The organism is Paenibacillus sp. Dod16 (assembly GCF_049893405.1).
Taxonomy (GTDB): domain Bacteria; phylum Bacillota; class Bacilli; order Paenibacillales; family Paenibacillaceae; genus Paenibacillus_AQ.
The window spans coordinates 148,418-169,984 of sequence record NZ_JBNDYG010000038.1; the positions used below are offsets into that span (position 1 = coordinate 148,418).

Below are 21,567 nucleotides of genomic sequence, written 5' to 3' on the forward strand. Positions count from 1 at the left end.
CATCGTTACGTTGCAAATTCAGAGATATTCGCAGGATTAAGCATACCAGCCCCATACGAAGATGAACAGCGTTCCGAAAATCGTGACAAGGCCAACGAACAGAGCGAAGGCAATGTTGATGTAAACGGATTTTTTGTCATCACTTTCCCCGACGTGCATGAACAGCATGAGCTGAACGGCTGCCTGCAGGATAGCGGTCACCAGCAGAACGGCCATTTTCGAAGCTGCCGGCATATCCAGCAGAACGACGAGTGCAACTGCTGAAAGGACGAGAGACGATATATAACCCGCTACATGCTTAATTGGAAACAGCTGTTTTATCATGTCACATCAGTCCTTTCAAGTATACAAAGCTGAAAATGAAGATCCACACAACGTCCAGGAAGTGCCAATAGAGCGAGAAGATGAAGGACTTGTTGGCTGTGGAATGATCCAGTCCATGCTTTTTAAGTTGAATCAGAATGGCAGCTCCCCACAGGAGACCGAAGGTAACGTGAGCTCCATGCGTGCCAAGCAATGTGAACAAGCTGGAGGAGAAGGCGCTGGTTGAGAGCGTTACTCCTTCATGCACATAGGTGAAGAATTCGAAGATCTCGATTCCGAGGAATCCCGCACCCAGCAGCAGGGTGATGACCATGAAGATCATCATCTGCTTTTTCAGTCCCAGACGCATCGCATGAACAGCCAAACCAATGGTGAAGCTGCTTGTTAAGAGCAGGAACGTTTCAAGCAGGACCGGCGTAATTTCAAAGATTTCCGCTCCGCTCGGACCGCTGGCAAAGCGGTTCACGAGAACGAAGTAGACGGTAAACAAGGTGGCAAAGAGCGCAATTTCAGCTCCGAGGAACAGCCAGAAGCCGAATATTCGATTACGGTTTTCCTCTGTTCCATATTCCAGCGGCTGAGTGGCATCTATTTTCATACCGTATCACCCCGCAGTTTCTGTTCGGTTTGAACAATCTCTTCAACCGGAATGTAGTATCCGTGATCACGGTCGAAGGACATGGTTGCCATAATAATCAATACCGCGATACCCGCAACGATGGATGGAATCCACCAGCTGAATACCAGGAAGAAGCCAAGGAAGAAGAAGGCGATACCCAGTATAAACGGTTTTCCGGTGTTGCTTGGCATATGAATCTTCGTGATTTTCTCATCCGAAAGCGGCTCGTTGTTTTTCTTCGAGAACCAGAAGGCGTCGCGGCCCTTGACTTTCGGCGTTACCGCAAAGTTGTATACAGGAACCGGACTTGGCGTTGACCATTCCAGTGCGCGTGCATCCCATGGATCTCCTGTTTTGTCGCGCGGCTCGTAACGTGTACTCCAGTAGATGTTGTATACCAGAATGATGAATCCGATCGCCAGTCCAATTGCGCCGACCATCGACAGCATATTCAGCGGGCCAAAGCCGGTTTCGGCCGAATAGGTGTACGTACGACGGGTCATCCCCATCAATCCCAGGAAGAACATCGGGAAGAACGTTACGTTAAATGAGATGGCAATGAACCAGAATGCGATTTTGCCCAGCTTTTCGTTCAGACGGAAGCCGAACACTTTAGGGAACCAGTAATGGAAACCGGCAATGACGGCGAATACCGCGCCTGGAATGAGCACATAGTGGAAGTGGGCAACCAGGAACATCGTATTGTGATATTGATAGTCGGCACTGGCCATCGCCAGCATAACGCCGGTTACGCCGCCGATCGTGAAAATCGGGATAAAGGCAAGCGAGTAGAGCATCGGCGTCGTAAAGCTGATTCGACCCTTGCGAAGCGTAAAGAGCCAGTTAAATATTTTGATCCCGGTCGGTACGGCGATCGCCATCGTTGTGATGGAGAAGAAACCGTTGACCATGGCCCCTTGACCCATCGTGTAGAAATGGTGGGCCCATACCAGGAAGGACAATCCGGAAATAATCGCCATGCTTAATACCATGGAGCTATAACCGTACAAGTTCTTTTTGGAGAAGGCCGAGATAATCTCACTGAAAATACCGAATGCCGGCAGAATAACGATATACACCTCAGGATGACCCCATACCCAGAACAGGTTGGCCCATAGCATATCCATACCGCCGTTCGCCATCGTGAAGAATTGGGAACCAAAGATGCGGTCGAACATCATAAGCAGGAGCGCAATCGTAAGTACAGGGAAAGCAAAGATAATGATGACACAAGTGATCAATACAGACCACGTAAACATCGGCATGCGCATCAAGGTCATGCCCGGAGCACGCATCTTCAGTATCGTTACGATAAAGTTAAGACCTGTCAGCAACGTACCAATCCCTGAGATTTGAAGCGACAGAGAGTAGTAGTTATTGCCGACCGTCGGACTGAATTCGATACTGGCCAGCGGGAAGTAAGCGGACCAGCCGGCATCCGGCGAACCTCCGATAACGAAGGAAATGTTGAACAGCATCGCGCCGGCAAAGAACAACCAGAAGCTGATTGCGTTCAGTTTAGGGAATGCTACGTCACGGGCGCCGATCTGGAGCGGAACGATGACGTTCATCAGACCGAAAATAAACGGCATGGCCATAAAGAGGATCATGATGACCCCGTGAGTCGTGAATACTTCATTATAATGCTGCCCGGTCAGAAACTTCATCTCCGGTGCGGCGGTTTGCGCACGCATCATGATCGCGTCCACGCCTCCGCGGAACAGCATGATCAATGCACAGATGATGTACATGACACCAATTCTTTTGTGATCCACGGTCGTCAGCCATTCCCGCCACATGTAACCCCACTTCTTGTAATAGGTCAAACCGAAGAGGATTGCGAGCGAGACGAGCACGATACTCACCATGGCGCCGTAAATTAACGGATCACCGGTAACGAAAAATTCGTCCCATTTCATAAAGGCCTAGCTCCTTTCTGGATGTATGAAGTAGATCGGGTGAACAACGTTTCACGCACCGATTTAATGTCCTTCATGTTGATGATTTGGGCTTTCTTCAGCCGGGAAGTTCGGCAGCGGTTCGTTCGGATCCACGTTCGTTTCGCTGTCAAATTCCGTTTCTTCCGTTGTTGCAGGATCCGGGTGGACGTCTTTATGGTCCTGATGCTCCTCATTGCCGTTGACATCGCCGCCATGGTGATGATCTTCGGATGGCGGCGGACTGAATTCCAGATGCGTATTGGAGAAAGTCATCCGACCGACATGCGCGGTATCCAGAAGCTTCTTGAACTCATCTTCCTTCAGTTCAGGCGCGGTGTCCTTTACATCTTTAACCCACTCATCGTACTCGGCAGAGGTCATGGCAAGAGCTTCGAACTCCATATGGGCAAAGCCTTCGCCGTTGAAGTTCGCGTTACGACCCATCATCGAACCCGGTACGTCGGCAACCATGTTCAGCTTGGTGATCATGTCGCTCATCGCGTACTTCTGTCCGTGAAGCTGAGGAATCCAGAAGCTTGTGATCGGACCGAATGAATACAGTCTGAACTCGATTGGACGATTGGTCGGAATGTTCACGTAATTGACAGTCTCGATTCCTTCTTCCGGATAACTGAAGTGCCATTTCCAGTTCGAGGAGGAAGCGTAAATAACCAGAGGCTCTTGGTTCTCGTAGCCTTCAGGCACATTCTCGACGGCCACCGTCGTTTTGACCGTTACGACCGAGAGCACGGCAACGATCAGAATCGGAATGGCGGTCCACAGAATTTCCAGCCATTTGTTGCCCTCTTCATGAGGCGGCTCGTAACCTTCGTTGGATTTCTTGGCTCGATATTTGGTAAGCATGTAGATATAGAGCGCGTAAACTACCGCTAGAATTCCGACCATCATGAGAATGGAGAATATGATTGTATCGGATAGGGTTCTGGCAGCTGGTCCTTTCGGATCTAATACCGTGAGCGAGCTGCATCCCGATAAGAGCAAGGTAAAGCATAATAACAATGCAAATAACGGCCCTCTTTTGTTCATGATGTACCCCTTTCCTTGAAACGTTCGTTCGATTCAATGTTACTGACACATCTATAGTAGAAAGTTCCGGTCGGCTTTGCAAAACACATAAACTTGTATAATTAACAAATAAATCCACATTCGTGTCAATGTATGTAATTTTATGTGTTCAATTTGTTACAAAAGGGTACGGCTGTGAGCGAAATCATTGTAGTGGCGCGGTTTTGAGGCAGTTCATACTTTGTTCAAACATTCACGAGAGTTACCAGTTTCGTCACAATTCCGGGCCTGTTTTTCGCCGCAATCGACCCCTAAGCCTGCCGAATAAATCCCTGTATTGGTAAGGGTTTAAAGGTGTATGTATATTTTTTCACAATAAATTCGAAGCGAATTTTTATTTCCAGTTTACTTATTTCACCCAAAGGCGCGACGAGGCATGTGATATGATATAACTAAAAATTGGAACGGGATTTTTTTCTGGAAATTGTGAAACTCTTGATAGGAAAGAGAGGGGAGCAAGTGCGGTCGTTCTGGATATGGTTTTTATTTCTTGTTTTGAGCTGGCTGGGCGCCTTCGCCCCTGTGCTCCAGCATGTTAATCCGGATCAGTTGCCTTGGAGGTTGGGGAGCAGTTCCATTTTTTTTATGGCCTTTTTTTTGGCGCCATTATTCCGTGCCAGGCCTGCAATGCTATTTGTCACACTGCTCGTAGCGTCGGTATTTTCCGTCATCTCCTTATGGCCGACCAATACGACTGCAACGAACCCGTACATTCTGCTGGTTTATTCCATCCTGGCGGGAAAAGCCGTGTATCGGCTCCCATTCGTTCATGCTGCCTGCATTGGTCTTGTTCTGGCTGCAGGCGCCGTGGTGCCGGGTTTGTTCGGATACCCCGAGTTTCCGTGGTTCTTCCTCGTTTTATACTCAGTTATGCTCGCGATGGGGCTGGCCTTATTTCGCACCGTCTTCTCCCGTAATGAAGAGTCAAGAGTACGATATGAAACGCTGCTCAGTGAGTATCGTAATATGAAACGTCGCCTGATTACCGATGAGCAGCATGCCAGGCAAGAGGAGCGGGCTCAGGTCGGTCGCGATATCCATGACTCCGTCGGGCATAAATTAACGGCACTGCTCATGCAGCTTGAGATGCACCGGATGCAGGCAGACGGGGAAACCGCCGAGGTTCTGAAGGGGCTTAAAGCCCTTGCCAAGGAAAGTCTGGAGGAGACCAGGAATGCGGTGAAGTCCATGAAGCAGCAGGAGACCAGCGGATTGCCCGCAATCATTGGACTTCTCCGGCGGTTGGAATCCGAGAGCTTTATGCGCGTAACGCTAACGGCGCGGCATGGAGCCCTAACTGTACCTTTAAACAATATCCAATCCATTGCGGTATACCGTGCGGTTCAGGAAGCCATGACCAATGCGATGAAGCATGGGAGCACGCGAGAAGTGTATATCATTTTTGAAGCGCCGGGAGGCGGCATTTTCCGTTTTGAGGTAAGCAATCCGTATCACCGGAAACGCGATATACACCGGGAGGGCTATGGTTTAAAAGCGATGCGAGAGCGAATGGAAGAGGCTGGGGGTGAGCTTCAAATCTCCCAGTACGACAACCAATTTATCGTTCGCGGAACGTTATTCATGTCCAAGTTAATAGAGGAGGGAGTCCGCTGATACGTATATTATTGGCAGAGGATCAGGCCATGGTTCGTCAAGGTCTGAAGATGATGATCGAAAGCGATTCGGATATGCTGGTTGCCGGTGAAGCTGGTAACGGCAAAGAGGCTGTGGCTTTATGCGAAAGCCATATCTTTGATGTCGTCGTACTCGATATCCGAATGCCGGAGATGAACGGATTGGAGGCTGCCCGCATCATACGTTCACGCTGGCCGAAGACAAAAGTTCTGATGCTGACGACGTTTAACGACGATCAGTATGCGGTCGAGGCGCTAAAGAGCGGGGCAAGCGGATACATGCTGAAGGAGGCGGAGCCGGAGGCTTTAATCCGCTCGATTCGAAGCTGCTTGAGCGGTGGATTGTCGCTCCAGGAGGATGTGGCGGCCAAGGTGATCCCCAAACTGCTGGGAGAAAAGAAAGCACCCGTCGTTGATGCTTCGATTACCCCGCGGGAGCTGTCCATCATGCGTCTGGTAGGGGAAGGGCGCAGCAACCGCGAAATCGCAGACGAGCTGGGTTTGTCAATCGGAACGATCAAGAATCTCGTCAGCCAGATTATGGACAAACTTGATCTAAGAGATCGGACACAGCTGGCGATTTATGCTATACGGCACAATGTGGTTTGATTCGCGAGAGAGGACGATATCCCGTTAAATCCGAACCTAACATGACTGAGGTCATGGTTCGGAATCAAAGCAATGACCGAGGGCAGTGATGGCACTGCCTTTTTGCATATACACTTGTAGCAGTGGAGGACGATATGAACGAAGGGTAACAAGGCACGTTAGGGTTCATATCGAGAATGGAGGGACATGATGCTGGAAACCGTAGAACTTCGAAAAGTGTTTAAGGGCAAGACTGCTGTGGAGGAAGTCAGCCTGTATCTGGACCGGGGAGAATCCGTCGGATTGATCGGTCCGAACGGCGCCGGGAAATCGACAACAATCTCCATGATATCATCCTTGCTGAAACCGACGGGCGGCGATGTGCGCCTGAACGGCAAAAGCGTGCTCAAGCATCCGCAGGACATTCGCACCGTATTAGGCGTGGTGCCTCAGGAAATTGCCTTGTATGAGGAATTGACCTCGTATGAAAACCTTAAATTTTTTGGGCGCGTATATGGATTGAACGGAAAGGAACTCGAGATCAAAATTCAGGAGCTGCTTGAGACGGTCGGTCTTCGGGATCGCCAGAAGGAGTTAATTCGAACCTATTCCGGAGGCATGAAGAGAAGGATCAATATTGCAGCTGCTCTGTTGCATGATCCGCAAATCGTCATCATGGATGAACCGACCGTGGGCATTGATCCGCAATCCCGCAATCATATTCTTGAAACGGTCCGGCGATTAAACCGGGACAAAGGGACAACGGTACTGTACACAAGCCATTACATGGAAGAGGTGGAGCAGCTGTGCAGCCGGATGTACATCATGGATCACGGGCGGATTATTGCTTCGGGTACTAAGGAGGAGCTGCAGCACATCTTATCCGGTGAGGATACGCTGATCATCCAGCTAAATCGCCCGAATCCGGAGCTGGCCGAGGAGCTTCGCTCCGTAGAAAGCGTCAGGCAGGTTGAGGAGACGGATCATGGGCTGAAGCTCATTGTCATGAAGAACAGTTACATTCTGTCCGGTATTGTGCAGGCTGCCGAACGCCATGAGGTGCAGATTCAGAATATTCATATCCAGTCGCCAAGTCTCGAGGATGTATTTCTTCATTTGACCGGCCGCAAGCTTCGGGATTGAGGGGGGGACAGCCGCTTGGGCGTATTTTTCAAAAAAGACTTTCTCGTCTATTGGAGAGACCGGAAAGAGATGCTGATTGCTTTGTTTATGCCATTAGTGTTAATCCTAATACTTGGATTTGCCTTGCCGAATTGGGTAGAGAATTCGAATGAATCCCTTGAGATGAGAGTTGCATTGGTCGTGAAGGACCGGCATGAAGAGGGAGTTCATGCCTTTCAGGAACGTCTAAAGAGTTTGTCGATCAGTGCGGTAGAGAAGAACGAATTGAGTAAAGCAGCTGCGAATTTCCAACCGGAAGCCTTATTAATGAATATGTTTGGCAGCGAAGATGTGGAGGAATTTCTTCAAGTTGCTGCTTTGGATGACCAGACTGCCCAAGTACAGCTGAAGGAAGAGAAGGTGGAGGCCGTCCTAACAGTTCCTGAGGGGTATACGCTGGCTGCGCTTAACAAGCTGCTCCTGCATGAGGGGGACGGTGCGGTGCTGACTTTGACGGCGCTAGAGAATTCAATGAAAGTGAATGTTCTTCAAAATATGCTGGATGGATTTTTGGGTGCCGTAAATTATCAAGCAGCGCTGGACAGCGGAATGGAAGAACAGGAAAGCAAGGGTGAGGGCGAGCTTGCACTGGCGAACAGCCCTGTCGGGGGATTGGAACAGATTGAAGGTGTGGACATGATCACCTCGTTCCAATATTACGCCCTGGCGGTCAGTATATTCTTTGCGCTGTCCGTTTCCACAACGACGGCGTCCAAATCGATCACGGAAAAGAGAGAGATGGTGTTCATGCGTCTGCTTCTTGCCGGAACCCATCCATTTCGCTACTTGTCCGGTAAGGTTGGGTCGACCTTCTGCATGTCTCTGCTGCAATCTGCGGTCCTGCTGATCGTCTCGCATTTTCTGTTTCAGCTTTTTCCGGGGAAATCCCTGATCTTCTGGATCGGCTTGACCTTCATTATCTTCATGATGTGTCTAACGGTTGCGGCGTTATCTGCGCTTTATACGGCCATGCTCTTCCGAATGAAGGACACGGATGTCGCAACCGGCATTTCATTCATACTGCTTCTTGTGCTTGGCGTTATCGGAGGGAATCTGGTGCCGATCTATATTTTGCCGGATTGGCTGATGAGCATCGGCAGCGTAACCCCCAACGGCTTGGCCTTAATGTCCATGATTCAGTGGATACAGGGCAGTCCGTTTCAAGAACTATGGCTGCCGATCCTGTACCAAGGGGTGTTCTTCATCGTTATTCTAGCTGCGAGTTTATGGATCTTTCCAAGAAGGGGGCGGATCTGATGGCGCCCATCTTATTATCGCAATGGATGAAAGAAAAGCGAAATCCATGGATGATCATCATGTTCATCGGTCTGAGCATAATGGCCACGCTGATGTTCGGAGGGAAGGCTGACAGCAAGATCAAGATTGACATTTTCACCGCAGACGGGGCGGTTGATGAGTCCGAAGCCAAGTGGATCGAATGGCTGAATCAAAACGATACGTTCGAATTTCGAATGGAGGATGAACAGACGGCAAGAAAGAAAGTGCGCGAGGGACGCGCAGATCTCGCCGTGAAGCTGGTCTCGGACGATTATCGCATCATAGCCGCAATGGATAACCCATATGCCCAGTTAGCTGATCAGCATCTCCGTACGGTTTATGAAAGAGAGCTGCAGCTTCGGGCCGCAGCGGCGAACCTGCAAGATGAAACGAAATTTCGCGAGCACGTGCATGCTTATATGGAGAAGCCACCCTTGCGTCTCCAATCCGAGTCGCAGAGCGGGGGAAAACTCGTTTCTCATGATATGGGACTTCAGCTGATGTTCGGATTTTCGTTATTCCTCGTCATGTTTACCATTGGTTTTAAGGTAAATACGATTACGAAGGATAAAGCCTCCGGCGTATGGAATCGGCTGATACTGTCTCCTGTCCGAAAAACAGAGATGTATATGGGTCACCTGCTATACAGCTCTGTGATCGGCATCTTGCAGCTCATCCTGGTGCTGCTCATCTTTCGGTATGGTTTCGGCTTCGACCTAGGCGACCAATACGGCTTGCTGCTGCTAGTCACTGTGATCTACACACTGACCATCGTCGCTTTATGTATGCTCTTTGTTGGCATATTGCAGTCGCCTGAGCAATTTGGGACGTTGTTTCCGTCCATCATTCCGATCATGCCGCTCATCAGCGGGGTATATATGCCGCCAGGCACAATCACGAATCCGATTTTGCTTGGCCTCGCGGAAGTCATTCCGCTGACGCATGCTATGAAAGCATTGACGGGAATCGCTGTGTACGGCAATGGCATCGCGGATCTCTGGATCCCGATTACCAAATTACTGCTCATCGGGGTGTTGTGCATGGGCATAGGCATTAATCTGATGGAGCGGCGTCATGTGTAGGTTACGGGTATGGATTAGCGAAATGAAGCGGGCACACTGACAAAAGGAAAGGGCCTTCCCAAAGGATCAAAGTCCTCGGGAGAGCCCTTTTTTTCATGACAACGCATGAAGGCGGATAAGCTCCGCCAGCCGGATAAGCCCGCTCTTCAGCTGATCGTAAGAGGTGTATGCATAGGATAGGCGCAGATGCTGCTGGTCGTTACGGTCATATATATTTCCGGGATTAAGCAAAATACTCTCCTTCAGCGCCTGCTCAAATAAAGGCCGAATAGAGAGGGGATTCTTGATACGAAGCCAAATATAGAATCCGCCTTGAGGGATATTCCAGTGTGCGATATCGTGGAAATGTTGCTCAAGTAACGATAGGGTAAAATCTCGGCGTCTCATCAGCTCTGTCCGGATCCGACTGAGATGATTCTCATATAACCCGCTGGAGAGCCATTCCGCGACGGCATGCTGGGAAAGTGAGCTGGAGCCGTAATCGGTTTGCATTTTGATGTCGGACAGCCGGTCGATGACCGGCTCAGGCCCGACGATCCACCCGATGCGCAGCCCGGGACCCAGGGTCTTGGACATGCTGCCCATATAGAGTACCAGACCTTGTTTATCCGAAGCTTTCAGCGGAGGTGGCGAGGGGCTATCGAGCCATAAATCCCCATACACGTCATCCTCGATTAAGGGCAGCCTCTCCTGAGCGCATATCCGAAGCAGTGAAAGGCAGGGATGGTATACAGCAGGGCAGCCCTGTGTTGGCGCTTGAGTCTCCCGATGGCTTCCGTTCGGATCCCGTTCTCATCCATAGGGATGCCGTGCAAATGCATGCCGGCGGATTGAAACACATGGATCGAGTTCAGGTAAGAGGGATTCTCCACCAACATGGAGGAGCCGTGATGCAGCAGTCCCAGCGAGATCAGCTGTAAGCCTTGCAGCCCGCCGGAAACGATGAGTATGGAAGCAGGGGAGGCTATAATCCCTTTCTTTTTCAGATGCTCACTGATGATTTCTCTTAAATATAGGCTCCCTTTCGGTTCCGAGTAGCCCAAGGTGAAACGGCTGGACATCCTGCCGTTCAACGTCTCCCGCATTTGGTCGGTCGGGAGGAGATCGGGCGAGAGCTCGCCTGTTCCGAGACGGATCATGTTCGAATCGGTTTCCGCACGATTGATTTGCTGGATCATCTGGATGTTGGGCTGATAGGAGCCGGATTTTACATATTGATTCCAATCAGGCGGAGGCGTGGCAGCAAGTAAACTCCAAGTATTGTTGATAATCACCGTGCCTTGGCCCACGCGGGATTCAATTAAACCGTCTGCAGCGAGCTCCCCGAGCGCATACACAATGGTGCTGCGGTTAACTTGATATTTGGCAGCCAGCTCTCGCTGCGTGGGAATTCGGGTTCCGACCGGCCATTCCCCGTTCATGATTCTGCTCTTGATATCATCATAAATTTGCTGATGAAGCGGCACATCGGAGTACTTATTTAATTTCCATTCTTCAGCCATAAGTATAAGTAAACCCGCCTTCATGTAGGAATATGCCTCAGTATACCTCATTGGTTGGTTCAAGCGCCAACCAATTGGTTGGAGACGCAGCCGACATCCTCCTTTACAATGGTGAAAATATTCACTGGAGGTTTGGTTTTATATGATCAGTGTCTTACTTCATGGCTTCATCCTAGCTTTAGGCCTTATTCTTCCTTTGGGCGTCCAGAACGTGTTTGTATTGAATCAGGGAGCGGTACAATCCCGCTTCGTCAAGGCACTGCCCGCCATAATTACGGCATCGCTCTGTGATACGCTGCTGATCTCACTAGCGGTTCTGGGGGTATCTGTTGTTGTACTGGAATACGAGTGGATCCGAACGGTGCTGTTTTCACTGGGGATCTGTTTCCTGGTCTATATGGGAATGGTGACATGGAAGAGCAAACCTTCGGGTCAAGCGTTGGAAGAGGCCCGTTCGTTTACGCCGAAGAGGCAAATTGTTTTTGCCATGTCCGTATCCTTGTTGAATCCGCATGCGGTCCTGGACACGCTGGGTGTCATTGGCACAAGCTCTCTTCAATATACAGGGATGGACAAATTGACCTTTGCCGTCGTATGCATCGCAGTTTCATGGCTGTGGTTCTTGGGTCTAGGAATAGCGGGCAGGGCAGCGGGAAGGATCGATGCATCAGGGAAATTGTTGTATGCGTTGAATCGAATATCCGCGTTGATTATGTGGGGAACAGCGGGGTATCTGGGGGTTAGCCTGATATAATGAGCCTAATTCAAAAGGGGATAAGGAGGGGGAGTTATGGAATACAGATTAGTAAAGGCGGATCGCAAAATGTTCTCGAAATATTTCGCTACCTATTATAAGAATAATTGGTTTAGACCGAGCTGGGGTGATTTAACCAAGGTTCTATCGGCTTCGGACGACGGTTACTGGGTTATCGCAGGCGAAGATAAAGCGGCTGGGGTTTATTTGTCTGACCATTCTATCGCTCTTGTATTTGGCATCCCCCCATATTCCATTACCACCAAGATGATGGATGCCGTAAAGAGCTATGCCTTAAAATCTTGGAAATTGACAGAGGATCTGCATGCATATAACGTTCTAGCTGAGCAGGAGATCGCTTTTCGTGAAACTGGTTTCGTTCGAGTTGAATCCAGGCAATGCATGATGCGGCCTACCGAGCAGCTGGAAACATCGATGGATCTCAATTATATGCATAGAATACCGTCAATAGATAATATGTCTAAGATTGTAGAGGTGTTTAGGGAAGCCTATGCTAATGGACCGGATGAGCGGGAAGCTCAGGTATATGCTGAGGATGCATCACGATATTTTGACGTAGTGGACCCCAAACTGTTGGGAGCATCTTCCGTAGTATATGACCGAATAACGGGAGAAATCGTCGGTGTATGTATGATCTCTTTATGGGAGGGCTTGCCACTCGTCTATAGTATCGCCGTATTACCCCAACATTGGGGAATGGGGTTGGCGAGCGCGATGCTGGATAGGGCGTTAACAGTCCTGGAGCCTGATTATCCGGTTCTGCGTCTCTTTGTAACGATGGGAAATCAGGCGGAGCAGCTGTATAGGAAGAGAGGCTTTCTCTCCGGCGGGGAATATCATCATCATATATACACCATCGAGTAAGATGTGATGCGTAGGTGTTTTGGAAGTGCGATAAACGGAAGCTAGTTCAATTCATCCATTCTCTGAGGAGGTATTCAGTTGAACATTTCGATTGGCGGTTATTCTTTTTATAATACGTTTCTGGAAGGGGAAATGGATGTGTTCGGTTATTTGGAGACGGTGAAGTACCGGTACCGAATGGATGCGGTTGATATGTGGAACGGTTTTTTCATCGATCGGAGCGACAGCGTATACAAGCTTGCTGATAAGAGCTACATCCGCAAGATTAGAGAAGCGCTGGATGAGAAAGAGATGAGGGTGGTCAACTTTGCAGTGGACGGAGCGCAACTATGGGATCCTGACCCGGATCTTCGGCAGAGGCTGTATGAGAATGCGCTGGTTCATCTGGATGCCGCTGAAATTCTGGGCGCTGAAACCGTGCGGATCGACACCGGCGGCAGTTATAAGGGATCGGAGCCGATGACTGATGAACAGTTCGAGTATACCGTTAAACGTTATCGGGAATATGCGGATCGTGCAGCGGATGGCGGTTATACCATTGGTCCGGAGAATCATATGGGCGCGTCGCTGCTTCCACGCGAAATGAAACTGCTTGCAGAGGAAGTCCATCATCCTGCTTTTGGTTTTCTGCTTCATCTTGGCAGATGGAAGGCCGATGAGGCTGAAGGGGATGCGATGGTTGCCCCGTGGACGGTACATACTCATTTTGACGCGAAAACAGCGGTCCATCCCGGTGCGGAGGAGAAGGTACGGGGCCTGCTGGCAGGCGGTTACCAGGGCTATTGGGGCGTCGAATACAATGCGCCGAACAATCAATATGTGGAGATGGAATGGATGATCGGGGCTGTAAAACGGATCGTGAGTAATGCCAGTCGAGTTGAGTTGGAATGATGGGATCGTACGAGATGGTGGGCTTGTAGTGCATTGGCATGGCATTGCGAAGCGCGTTTGATTAGTATTTGTATTGCATCGGAAGTACGATTGAATGGCATTAGCATGGCATTGGAAGTGCGTTTGAATGGCATTTGTATTGCATCGCAAGTGCGTTTGAATGGCATTAGCATGGCATCGAAAGCACGATTGAATGGCATTTGTATTGCATCAAAAGTACGATAGAATGGCATTTGTATTGCTTCGAAAGTACGATTGAATGGCATTTGTATTGCTTTGAAAGTACGATTGAATGGTATTTGCATGGCATCTAAAGTACGATTGAATGGCATTAGCATGGTATCGAAAGCACGATTGAATGGTATTTGTGTGGCATCGCATTGTATTTGTTTTGTTAACGGACTGAGCATCCGTTATTTAGTTAAAAAAGACGAAATTAACTAGTTTAGCGGACATGAGGAACGTTATTCGCCGTAAAAGTGTGATTTTCGCCCTATGCTAACTAAAATAACGGATCTGGTGTCCGTTCGATTCGCGAATTGAGCTGTTTTGATGGAAATAACGGATCTGGTGTCCGTTCGATTTGTAGATTGAGCTGTTTTGATGGAAATAACGGATCTGGTGTCCACTCGATTTGTAGATTGAGCTGGTTTGATGGAAATGAAGGCCCGGGTGCCCCGCTCGATTCGCGAATCGAGCTGGTTCGATCGAAATAACGGCGCTCAGGTCCGGTTGTGTTATTCCCGATAGTCTTAAGCAGATACAGATACAGATACAGATTCTGCTCTGCAGTAATAAGGAGAAGATAGTGATACGCGACACTCATTACTAAAGACACTTATCCTTATAGCAAACAAACAAGAGAGCCGTTCCAAGGAACCGGCTCTCTTGTATATGGTCAGCGGCTTGTAAGAAATTACCTAACCCATCTTCAACCGCTTAACTTAAACTGGCTGTTATATAACTCGTAATAAAAGCCGCGTTTGGCTAGCAGCTCTTCGTGTGTGCCGCGCTCCGCGATACCGCCTTGATTCATGACGAGAATCTGGTCAGCCTCACGGATTGTGCTTAGACGATGAGCGATGACGAAGCTGGTTCTGCCCTTCATCAGGGTGCGCATGGCGGTCTGAATATGCATCTCTGTCCGTGTATCGATGCTGCTGGTAGCTTCGTCCAGAATCAAAATGACCGGATCGGCAAGCACCGCGCGAGCGATCGTCAAGAGCTGCCGTTGGCCTTGGCTCAGGTTGCCTCCACCCGAGTGAAGCAGCGTATCATAGCCTTCGGGCAGCTTCATGATAAAGTCATGTGCATTGGCAAGCTTGGCGGCGGTTTCGATCTCTTCGTCCGAGGCATCAAGCCGGCCGTAGCGGATGTTCTCCCGAATCGATGCCGAGAATACATAGGCATCCTGCAGCACGATTCCCAGCTTGCTTCGCAGATGGTCCTTATCAAGCTGTCGGATGTCGACTCCATCAATGGTGATATTGCCGGAATCGATCTCATAGAAACGGGTCAGCAGATTGATGATGGTGGTTTTGCCGGCACCTGTCGGGCCGACGAGCGCAATGGTCTCGCCCGGCCGAGCGGTAAGGGAAACATCCTTCAGAATCGGGACACCCTCCTTATAACTGAAGCAGACATGGTCAAATTGCACCTCGCCATACATGTCATCTGCTGTATTCTCGTCTGGATTGTCCTGGTACTCGGACTCGGTATCCATCACCTCAAAGACCCGTTCAGCACCCGCCACAGCAGATTGCACCAGATTAAATTGATTCGCCAGGTCGTTCAGCGGCCGTTGAAACTGCTTCGAGTAGTTCAGAAATGCAACGACAACCCCCACGGTAGTAAAATCCTTGAATGCCATATACCCGCCGACCGCCGCAATCAAAGCAAAGCTGACGTTATTCAGCACGTTCATAACCGGACCGACGGTCCCCGAATAAATCTGAGCTTGAATGCTGGCATCGGTCAGCTTCTTGTTCATGACATCGAACTGCGCAGCGGCATGCCGCTCCCGGCGATATACCTGAACGACCTTCTGCCCCGAGACGGTTTCCTCGATGAAGCCATTAAGCTCACCCAGCGTGCTCTGCTGCTTGGAGAAATGCTTCCTTGTCCGGCTTGCTACGATCTTCGTGAACAGCATGACAAGCGGAATGGTCACCATGCTGAGCAGCGTCAGCCATACGTTCAGGTACAGCATGATGGCAAGCGATCCAACCAGGGACAGCACGCTTGAAATGAGCTGGGTTACGCTCTGATTCAACGTCCCGGAGACGTTCTCGATATCGTTGGTCGTGCGGCTCATTAATTCGCCGTGGGTCTTGCTGTCAAAGAAACGCAGCGGAAGGACTTGAAGTCTCGCAAAAATATCCCTCCGCATGGCCTGAATAGACAGCTGGGAGACCTTAACCATGACATGCTGCTGCAGCCATGCTGTGAGTGCGGTACCCGCATAAACCGCTAGAAGCACCGCGCACAGCCCCATGAGTCCCTCAAAATCTCCCGGAATGATATAATGATCCACCGCATTCCCCAGCAGGTAAGGAGCAATCAGGGACAGAATCGTCGTGATGAGCGTGAATGAGAAAACAGCGATCATGCCGCCTTTAAATGGTCGTATGTAACCCCAGATCCGGCGTATCGTTCCCATCGTATTTTTGGGCTTCGCCTTGGCCATCGTCATTCCACGCATGGGGCTGCTGCCGCGCAAACTCAGATCCGGAGCTTCTGTATTGCCATGCTTGGATCCCTGATCGGGTTTAGCCATGGGAAGACACCTCCTTGCCGAATTGCGATTGATAAATATCCTGGTACAACTCACAGGAAGCAAGCAGCTCGCTATGCGTACCTTCCGCTACCAATTTTCCATCGTCCAGCACCAGTATGCGATCGGCATCGATTACGGAAGAAATCCGCTGGGCAATCATGAGGCAGGTACGACCGTTCATCAGCCGGGCCAGCTCTTTCTGAAGCCTGGACTCCGTTCCCATATCGATGGCACTGGTGCTGTCATCCAGAATCAGAATGGCGGGGCGAAGCAGTAATGCCCGTGCAATGGATATCCGCTGCTTCTGACCGCCGGAGAGGTTCACGCCTCTTTGTCCAAGCATCGTATCGTATCCTTCCGGCATGGACGAAATGAATTCATGCGCCTGCGCAGCCTTGGCCGCTGCAATCACTTCTTCATCGGAAGCATCCGCTTTCCCGTAGCGGATATTGTCCCGAATGGTGCCTGTGAAGAGGATGGATTCTTGCAGGACGATGCCGATGCGTTCGCGTAACGCCGATAAGTCGAATTGTCGCACATCGGTTCCATCGATGAAGATCCGTCCGGAAGTTACATCATACAGGCGGGGGAGCAGGCATACCAGAGAGGTTTTTCCCGAACCGGTTGCTCCCATAATCGCGACGGTCTGCCCCGGTCGAACCTTGAAACTGACATGATGTAAAACGGGCTTCTGAATCCCCGGTTTATAGGAAAAAGTCACCTGGTCAAATTCGATTTCTCCCTGCTTGTATGCATTCATCGCCGGATGAGCAGCGTTTGCAATCTCGGATTCCGTATGCATGACTTCCTGGATACGATCAGCGGAAACCTTGGCCGTAGAGATTCGAACCAGCATCATCGCCACGGAGGAAACGGAGAACAGCACCTGTGTCACATAGTTGATGAAGGCAACCAGGCTTCCCACCTCGAACGAGCCATCAATCGCGTTCTTCCCGCCGAGCCAGAGGACAACGACGATGCTGACGTTCAGTATCATGCTCAAGATGGGCATATTGAGCGCAACGATCCGTTGTGTTTTAACCGAAACTTGCGTGAAGTCGGTATTCGCTTGATGGAATCGATCCTTCTCATACCCTGCTCGCACGAATGCTTTGGATACCCGGATGCCGGCAAAATTCTCCTTCAGGACCGTATTCACTTTATCGAGTTTCTTCTGAACGGTGGCGAATAAGGGTAGGGTAGCCCGGATCAGAAAGAACATCACAACGAACAACAACGGAACGGCAATGGCCAGAATGATGGCGAGCTTCGGGCTAATGATCACTGCCATGATCATGCTTCCAATCGCGAGCAACGGAGAGCGTACGAAGATACGCAGCAGCATCTGAACCATGGTCTGAATCTGGACGATGTCGCTCGTAAGCCGTGTGATCAGCGAACCCGTTGAGACATCGTCCAGATTACGGAACGAGAGGGTCTGAACCTTAAGGAACAAATCCCGGCGCAGGTCGGCACCGAAACGCTGCGAGGCAATGGAAGAATAGATCGTACAACCGAGACCTCCAAGCAGCCCGATGGCAGCCGCACCCAGCATGATGAGACCTGTATGGAGAATGTGCGCAGTATCGTTCTGCATGACGCCTTGATCAATAATGCTGGCCATGAGAATGGGCTGGAGCAAATCCATGGCGACCTCCAGCAGCATAAGCAGCGGCGCAAGCAGGGCCGCAGCCCAGTGGGGACGTAAATAACGAAATAATTTGAGCAAGAATAATGGCACCTTCTTTATTCTTTTTAGTCTAAATACCAAGTTAAGCCATTGGCTTCAATCTTGTCAAAGGGAAAAGGGATAGGCGAGAATCATCTCTCTTAAGAAAAACTTTAACTTTTTCCTACTTTTCCTTAAACTCTATTCATTAATCTGGATAGACCAAGCTAGAGGGAGTTGTTGAAGTTGAAAAAAGGTTTGATTATGCTCGTTATATTTCTGTTGGTCGGATGCGAGTCCATTCTGACGGAGACGCCTAACGTGAAGGATAGGGTGGACAGTAGGGATGGACAGGAAACAAAGACGGATTCCGGCACGCAATCGAATCAGACATCCGCTACGCAGACGATCCGTGTAACGGATGAACAAGTGACACGTGGAAACTTGGTTCTGGTCAATAAGGATCATCCGCTTGATCCGGAAGCGGTGCCGAAGGATATCGTAACATTGTTTGAAAATCAAGATTTAATGTATGGTTATGTGGTTCTGGATAACACGATCCGGTTATCGCGCAGTGTGGCGGAGAATTTCCGTAATATGATTGAAGCCGCCGGAGAAGATGGAGTCAATCGCTTCATGATCAGCAGCGGGTATCGGGATGAAGACGAGCAAGAGCAGCTTTATCGTGAAAAAGGTTCCGATTACGCCTTGCCTCCAGGCTACAGCGAGCATAATCTCGGGCTCTCGATGGATATCGGATCGACGCAGCAGTCGATTGATCGATCGCCCGAAGGGAAGTGGCTGAAGGAGCATGCATGGGCGCACGGATTCATTCTGCGCTATCCTCAGGACAAGACAGAGATTACAGGCATTCAGTATGAACCGTGGCATTTTCGTTATGTTGGGCAGCCGCACAGCATGATCATGAAGGAACTGAATCTTACCTTGGAGGAATATCTGGATTACCTAAAGGATCAATCCAGCTACAGAACAACCGTAGATGGGAAGGAATACGAAATTAAGTATGTACCCGTGACATCCAAAGACATGGAGATTGAGATACCGGCAGGAAGCGAGTATGAGATATCTGGAAACAATATCGACGGAATCATAGTGACGGTACTGCTAAGCAAGGATGATGCGGAATGAAATTATCGAGTAAATGGTTACTATTATTGCCGTATTCATTGTATCTCTACGTCTTACTCAAGGTGATTCTATTCAAGTTCGGTTCCGTAGATATATCGGTTCTGTGGCAGCAGCTGCATCGAGCCACCGAGATCCCGGAATATGCACAGAATCGATTGCAATTTGCCAATTTCACGCCTTTTGAATCCATTCGAATGAATATGAGGCGTCTTTCGAGTCCACATGACGTGATCAATCTCTTCGGGAATATCGCCATATTCATGCCTAATGGCATATTCGTCGGTCTTATGCTTAGGAGCAAGTTCCTCGGGTTCATTGGCTCCTTTACGACATCTCTGGGGTTGAGTCTCGCGCTGGAATGCTCCCAGCTCGTTTTTTCAATGGGAAGTTTTGATGTGGATGATTTAATTCTGAATACAGCCGGCGGGGTGCTTGGATACGGCGTGTTTCTCATGTTGAAGCTAATCTTTTCAGGAACAACGCTGCCTATTGACGAGAGACGAGAAAGAACGGGTAAGCCTTTAACTGGGAACGAACGAGTAAGGAACTGAAGTGAATTGGATAGAAGTGGATTGGATAGAAGGGGATTGAAAAGGCACAGCTACAAAGCATGACCAATACCCGGTTTAATACCGGGTATTGGTCTCCTCAACATATTCTTAACATTTGTATTCGTTTGACAAGGATATAACCTGAGAGACTTTTATTTATAGCTTGGCCGAACCGGCCTGCGGACCTGATGACACACTGCGAAGCCAGCTTCGCCGCCATTTCAGCTGCATCACGACTGTAAGGGTCAGCGAAGCGGCAGCTATGAAACTTAAAATAATGAAGCCCGCTGTGTATGAGCCTGTCGCCTGGTATAATCGGCCGAGAATAAGCGGCAGAGCATAACCTCCAAGCCCTCCGGCGGCTCCGACAATACCGGTAACCAGGCCGATCTCGCCGCCAAACCGCTGAGGGACGAGCTGAAATACCGAACCGTTTCCCGCACCCAGGCACATCATGCCAATAAACAGCAGCGTGACAACAAGCCAAAGTGGAGGCATGAAGGAGACGCCGATGAGCATGATGGACGCCCCGGTATAGAGAAACATGAGCATCCGTGAGCCCCCGATTCGATCGGCCAGAAAGCCGCCCACAGGGCGGAAGAAGCTCCCTGCTATGACGCAGATCGTGGTAATGTCGGCGGCCTGGACCGCGGAGAGACCATACTGGGTGTTGAAGAAGATCGTCAAATAGTTAGCAAGTCCCACAAAGCCGCCGAACGTCACGCAGTACAGGGCACAGAATACCCAGGCATCACGCTGCTTAAGGACATTTGCATATTCGGACCATCTTTTGGGAGCGGGACGATTCGGACTATTGCGTGCAAACAGCGAGAAGTAAATGAATACCAGCACGATGGGGATAATGGCGAGTCCGAACACAATCTCCCAGCTTCCGAAATGTTGGGCAAGCCGATTGGCGAAGAGGGTTGCGAGGACCGTGCCGCTGTTACCGGCACCGGCAATTCCCATCGCCAAACCTTGATGTTCCTTGGGATACCACTGTCCCGCCAGTGGCAGAGCTGCAGCGAACGAAGCTCCAGCCACCCCTAGCAGAATAGCGACAACATACAATTGATCCAGGGAATCTACCCACAACCAGCCTAATAATAAAGGGATCAGCGTAACGACCATTCCAATCTGAGCCGTTAATTTAGGACCCAGGCGATCCGCCAGGAATCCTAATACGAGTCGGAGTATGGAGCCGCCCAGAACGGGAAGCGCCACAAGATTTGCCTTCTGCACCGGGTCCATCGGATAATCCGCGGCAATGACCACCGCAAGGGGGCCAAGCATGCCCCATATCATAAAGCTGATGTCAAAATACAGAAAAGCACCGAACAGCGAGGGCTTATGCCCGCTTTGCCAAAATCCTTTCCTCTCCATCGTTATCGCTCCTTATCCAAAATGTGTACTTTCTCTATTCGTGTCGACTCCCAGCTGCAGGCATAAAAAGACCGCAATCGCCCTTTGCCAAGACGATTTGCGGCCTCATTGCCCAAAGACTAAAGACACATCATTGTGTCCCCGTCCGTAAAATAACATATGATTATGATGATTCACATTATAGAGAAGTGGTCAACTGAATGTCAATATACTTTACATAATTTCGCTTGATATTTATTTATTCAGCAAATATAATGAATTTGGTGTTATGTAT

The 21,567-nt window shown here is 49.8% G+C and carries 18 protein-coding genes and 1 pseudogene; 10 read left to right on the plus strand and 9 right to left on the minus strand.

Annotated features, from left to right (window positions below; genetic code table 11):
* Positions 1–36 precede the first annotated feature (36 nt).
* The 4 genes from qoxD to qoxA all read right to left on the minus strand — a co-directional run bounded on the left by qoxD (position 37) and on the right by qoxA (position 3,930).
* Entirely contained in the window at positions 37–324 is a 288-nt protein-coding gene (qoxD, locus tag ACPV3A_RS26050) for a cytochrome aa3 quinol oxidase subunit IV (RefSeq protein WP_194542146.1), read from the minus strand.
* A 1-nt stretch (position 325) separates the two neighbouring features.
* Positions 326–922 carry a cytochrome aa3 quinol oxidase subunit III gene (gene qoxC / locus ACPV3A_RS26055; protein ID WP_194542147.1) on the minus strand — a complete coding sequence of 199 codons (597 nt, stop codon included), beginning with the start codon at positions 920–922 and terminating at the stop codon, positions 326–328.
* Positions 919–2,862: a cytochrome aa3 quinol oxidase subunit I gene (gene qoxB / locus ACPV3A_RS26060; protein WP_426202133.1), complete on the minus strand. Its 1,944-nt coding sequence runs from the start codon at positions 2,860–2,862 to the stop codon at positions 919–921. Before qoxB ends, qoxC begins: the two co-directional genes overlap by 4 nt.
* 63 nt (positions 2,863–2,925) lie before the next feature.
* The gene (gene qoxA / locus ACPV3A_RS26065) at positions 2,926–3,930 is read right to left on the minus strand and encodes a cytochrome aa3 quinol oxidase subunit II (protein WP_071224329.1); all 1,005 of its coding nucleotides are present in this window, start codon (positions 3,928–3,930) and stop codon (positions 2,926–2,928) included.
* 624 nt (positions 3,931–4,554) lie between these two features.
* Between qoxA and ACPV3A_RS26070 the strand changes: the two genes are divergently transcribed.
* The 5 genes from ACPV3A_RS26070 to ACPV3A_RS26090 all read left to right on the plus strand — a co-directional run bounded on the left by ACPV3A_RS26070 (position 4,555) and on the right by ACPV3A_RS26090 (position 9,733).
* Positions 4,555–5,583, plus strand: a complete 1,029-nt coding sequence (locus ACPV3A_RS26070) for a sensor histidine kinase (RefSeq protein WP_426202136.1) — start codon at positions 4,555–4,557, stop codon at positions 5,581–5,583.
* Positions 5,580–6,212: a response regulator gene (locus ACPV3A_RS26075; protein ID WP_426202244.1), complete on the plus strand. Its 633-nt coding sequence runs from the start codon at positions 5,580–5,582 to the stop codon at positions 6,210–6,212. Before ACPV3A_RS26070 ends, ACPV3A_RS26075 begins: the two co-directional genes overlap by 4 nt.
* A 189-nt stretch (positions 6,213–6,401) precedes the next feature.
* Complete coding sequence (locus tag ACPV3A_RS26080) at positions 6,402–7,334, plus strand: ATP-binding cassette domain-containing protein (RefSeq protein ID WP_426202139.1); 933 nt, start codon at positions 6,402–6,404, stop codon at positions 7,332–7,334.
* A 15-nt stretch (positions 7,335–7,349) separates the two neighbouring features.
* Positions 7,350–8,630, plus strand: coding sequence for an ABC transporter permease (locus tag ACPV3A_RS26085; RefSeq protein ID WP_426202141.1), 1,281 nt, complete (start codon positions 7,350–7,352; stop codon positions 8,628–8,630).
* Positions 8,630–9,733, plus strand: coding sequence for an ABC transporter permease (locus ACPV3A_RS26090; RefSeq protein WP_426202144.1), 1,104 nt, complete (start codon positions 8,630–8,632; stop codon positions 9,731–9,733). The genes ACPV3A_RS26085 and ACPV3A_RS26090 overlap by 1 nt, the downstream gene beginning before the upstream one ends.
* A 93-nt stretch (positions 9,734–9,826) precedes the next feature.
* Here ACPV3A_RS26090 and ACPV3A_RS26095 read toward each other — a convergent pair.
* Positions 9,827–11,235: pseudogene (locus ACPV3A_RS26095) on the minus strand (PLP-dependent aminotransferase family protein).
* Positions 11,236–11,377: 142 nt separating this feature from the next.
* On the opposite strand from ACPV3A_RS26095, the gene ACPV3A_RS26100 reads away from it, so the two are divergent.
* The 3 genes from ACPV3A_RS26100 (at position 11,378) to ACPV3A_RS26110 (ending at position 13,765) form a co-directional block, all read left to right on the plus strand.
* Positions 11,378–11,989: a LysE/ArgO family amino acid transporter gene (locus ACPV3A_RS26100; RefSeq protein ID WP_426202147.1), complete on the plus strand. Its 612-nt coding sequence runs from the start codon at positions 11,378–11,380 to the stop codon at positions 11,987–11,989.
* A gap of 36 nt (positions 11,990–12,025) precedes the next feature.
* Positions 12,026–12,874, plus strand: a complete 849-nt coding sequence (locus tag ACPV3A_RS26105) for a GNAT family N-acetyltransferase (RefSeq protein WP_426202149.1) — start codon at positions 12,026–12,028, stop codon at positions 12,872–12,874.
* A gap of 78 nt (positions 12,875–12,952) precedes the next feature.
* Positions 12,953–13,765, plus strand: coding sequence for a sugar phosphate isomerase/epimerase family protein (locus ACPV3A_RS26110; RefSeq protein ID WP_426202152.1), 813 nt, complete (start codon positions 12,953–12,955; stop codon positions 13,763–13,765).
* Positions 13,766–14,267: 502 nt separating this feature from the next.
* Here the strand turns inward: ACPV3A_RS26110 and ACPV3A_RS26115 are convergent.
* From ACPV3A_RS26115 to ACPV3A_RS26125, 3 genes are all read right to left on the minus strand, one after another.
* Entirely contained in the window at positions 14,268–14,591 is a 324-nt protein-coding gene (locus ACPV3A_RS26115) for a hypothetical protein (protein WP_426202154.1), read from the minus strand.
* Positions 14,592–14,696: 105 nt separating this feature from the next.
* A complete protein-coding gene (locus ACPV3A_RS26120; protein WP_426202157.1) occupies positions 14,697–16,541 on the minus strand; it encodes an ABC transporter ATP-binding protein in 1,845 nt (614 codons plus the stop codon).
* Positions 16,534–18,270 carry an ABC transporter ATP-binding protein gene (locus ACPV3A_RS26125; RefSeq protein WP_426202159.1) on the minus strand — a complete coding sequence of 579 codons (1,737 nt, stop codon included), beginning with the start codon at positions 18,268–18,270 and terminating at the stop codon, positions 16,534–16,536. Before ACPV3A_RS26125 ends, ACPV3A_RS26120 begins: the two co-directional genes overlap by 8 nt.
* Positions 18,271–18,456: 186 nt before the next feature.
* On the opposite strand from ACPV3A_RS26125, the gene ACPV3A_RS26130 reads away from it, so the two are divergent.
* Positions 18,457–19,359: a M15 family metallopeptidase gene (locus ACPV3A_RS26130; protein WP_194542159.1), complete on the plus strand. Its 903-nt coding sequence runs from the start codon at positions 18,457–18,459 to the stop codon at positions 19,357–19,359.
* On the plus strand, positions 19,356–19,910 hold the full coding sequence (locus ACPV3A_RS26135; RefSeq protein WP_426202161.1) for a VanZ family protein: 555 nt from the start codon (positions 19,356–19,358) through the stop codon (positions 19,908–19,910). The genes ACPV3A_RS26130 and ACPV3A_RS26135 overlap by 4 nt, the downstream gene beginning before the upstream one ends.
* Before the next feature lie 156 nt (positions 19,911–20,066).
* On the opposite strand, the gene ACPV3A_RS26140 is transcribed toward ACPV3A_RS26135, so the two are convergent.
* Complete coding sequence (locus ACPV3A_RS26140) at positions 20,067–21,293, minus strand: nitrate/nitrite transporter (RefSeq protein WP_194542161.1); 1,227 nt, start codon at positions 21,291–21,293, stop codon at positions 20,067–20,069.
* Positions 21,294–21,567 lie beyond the last annotated feature (274 nt).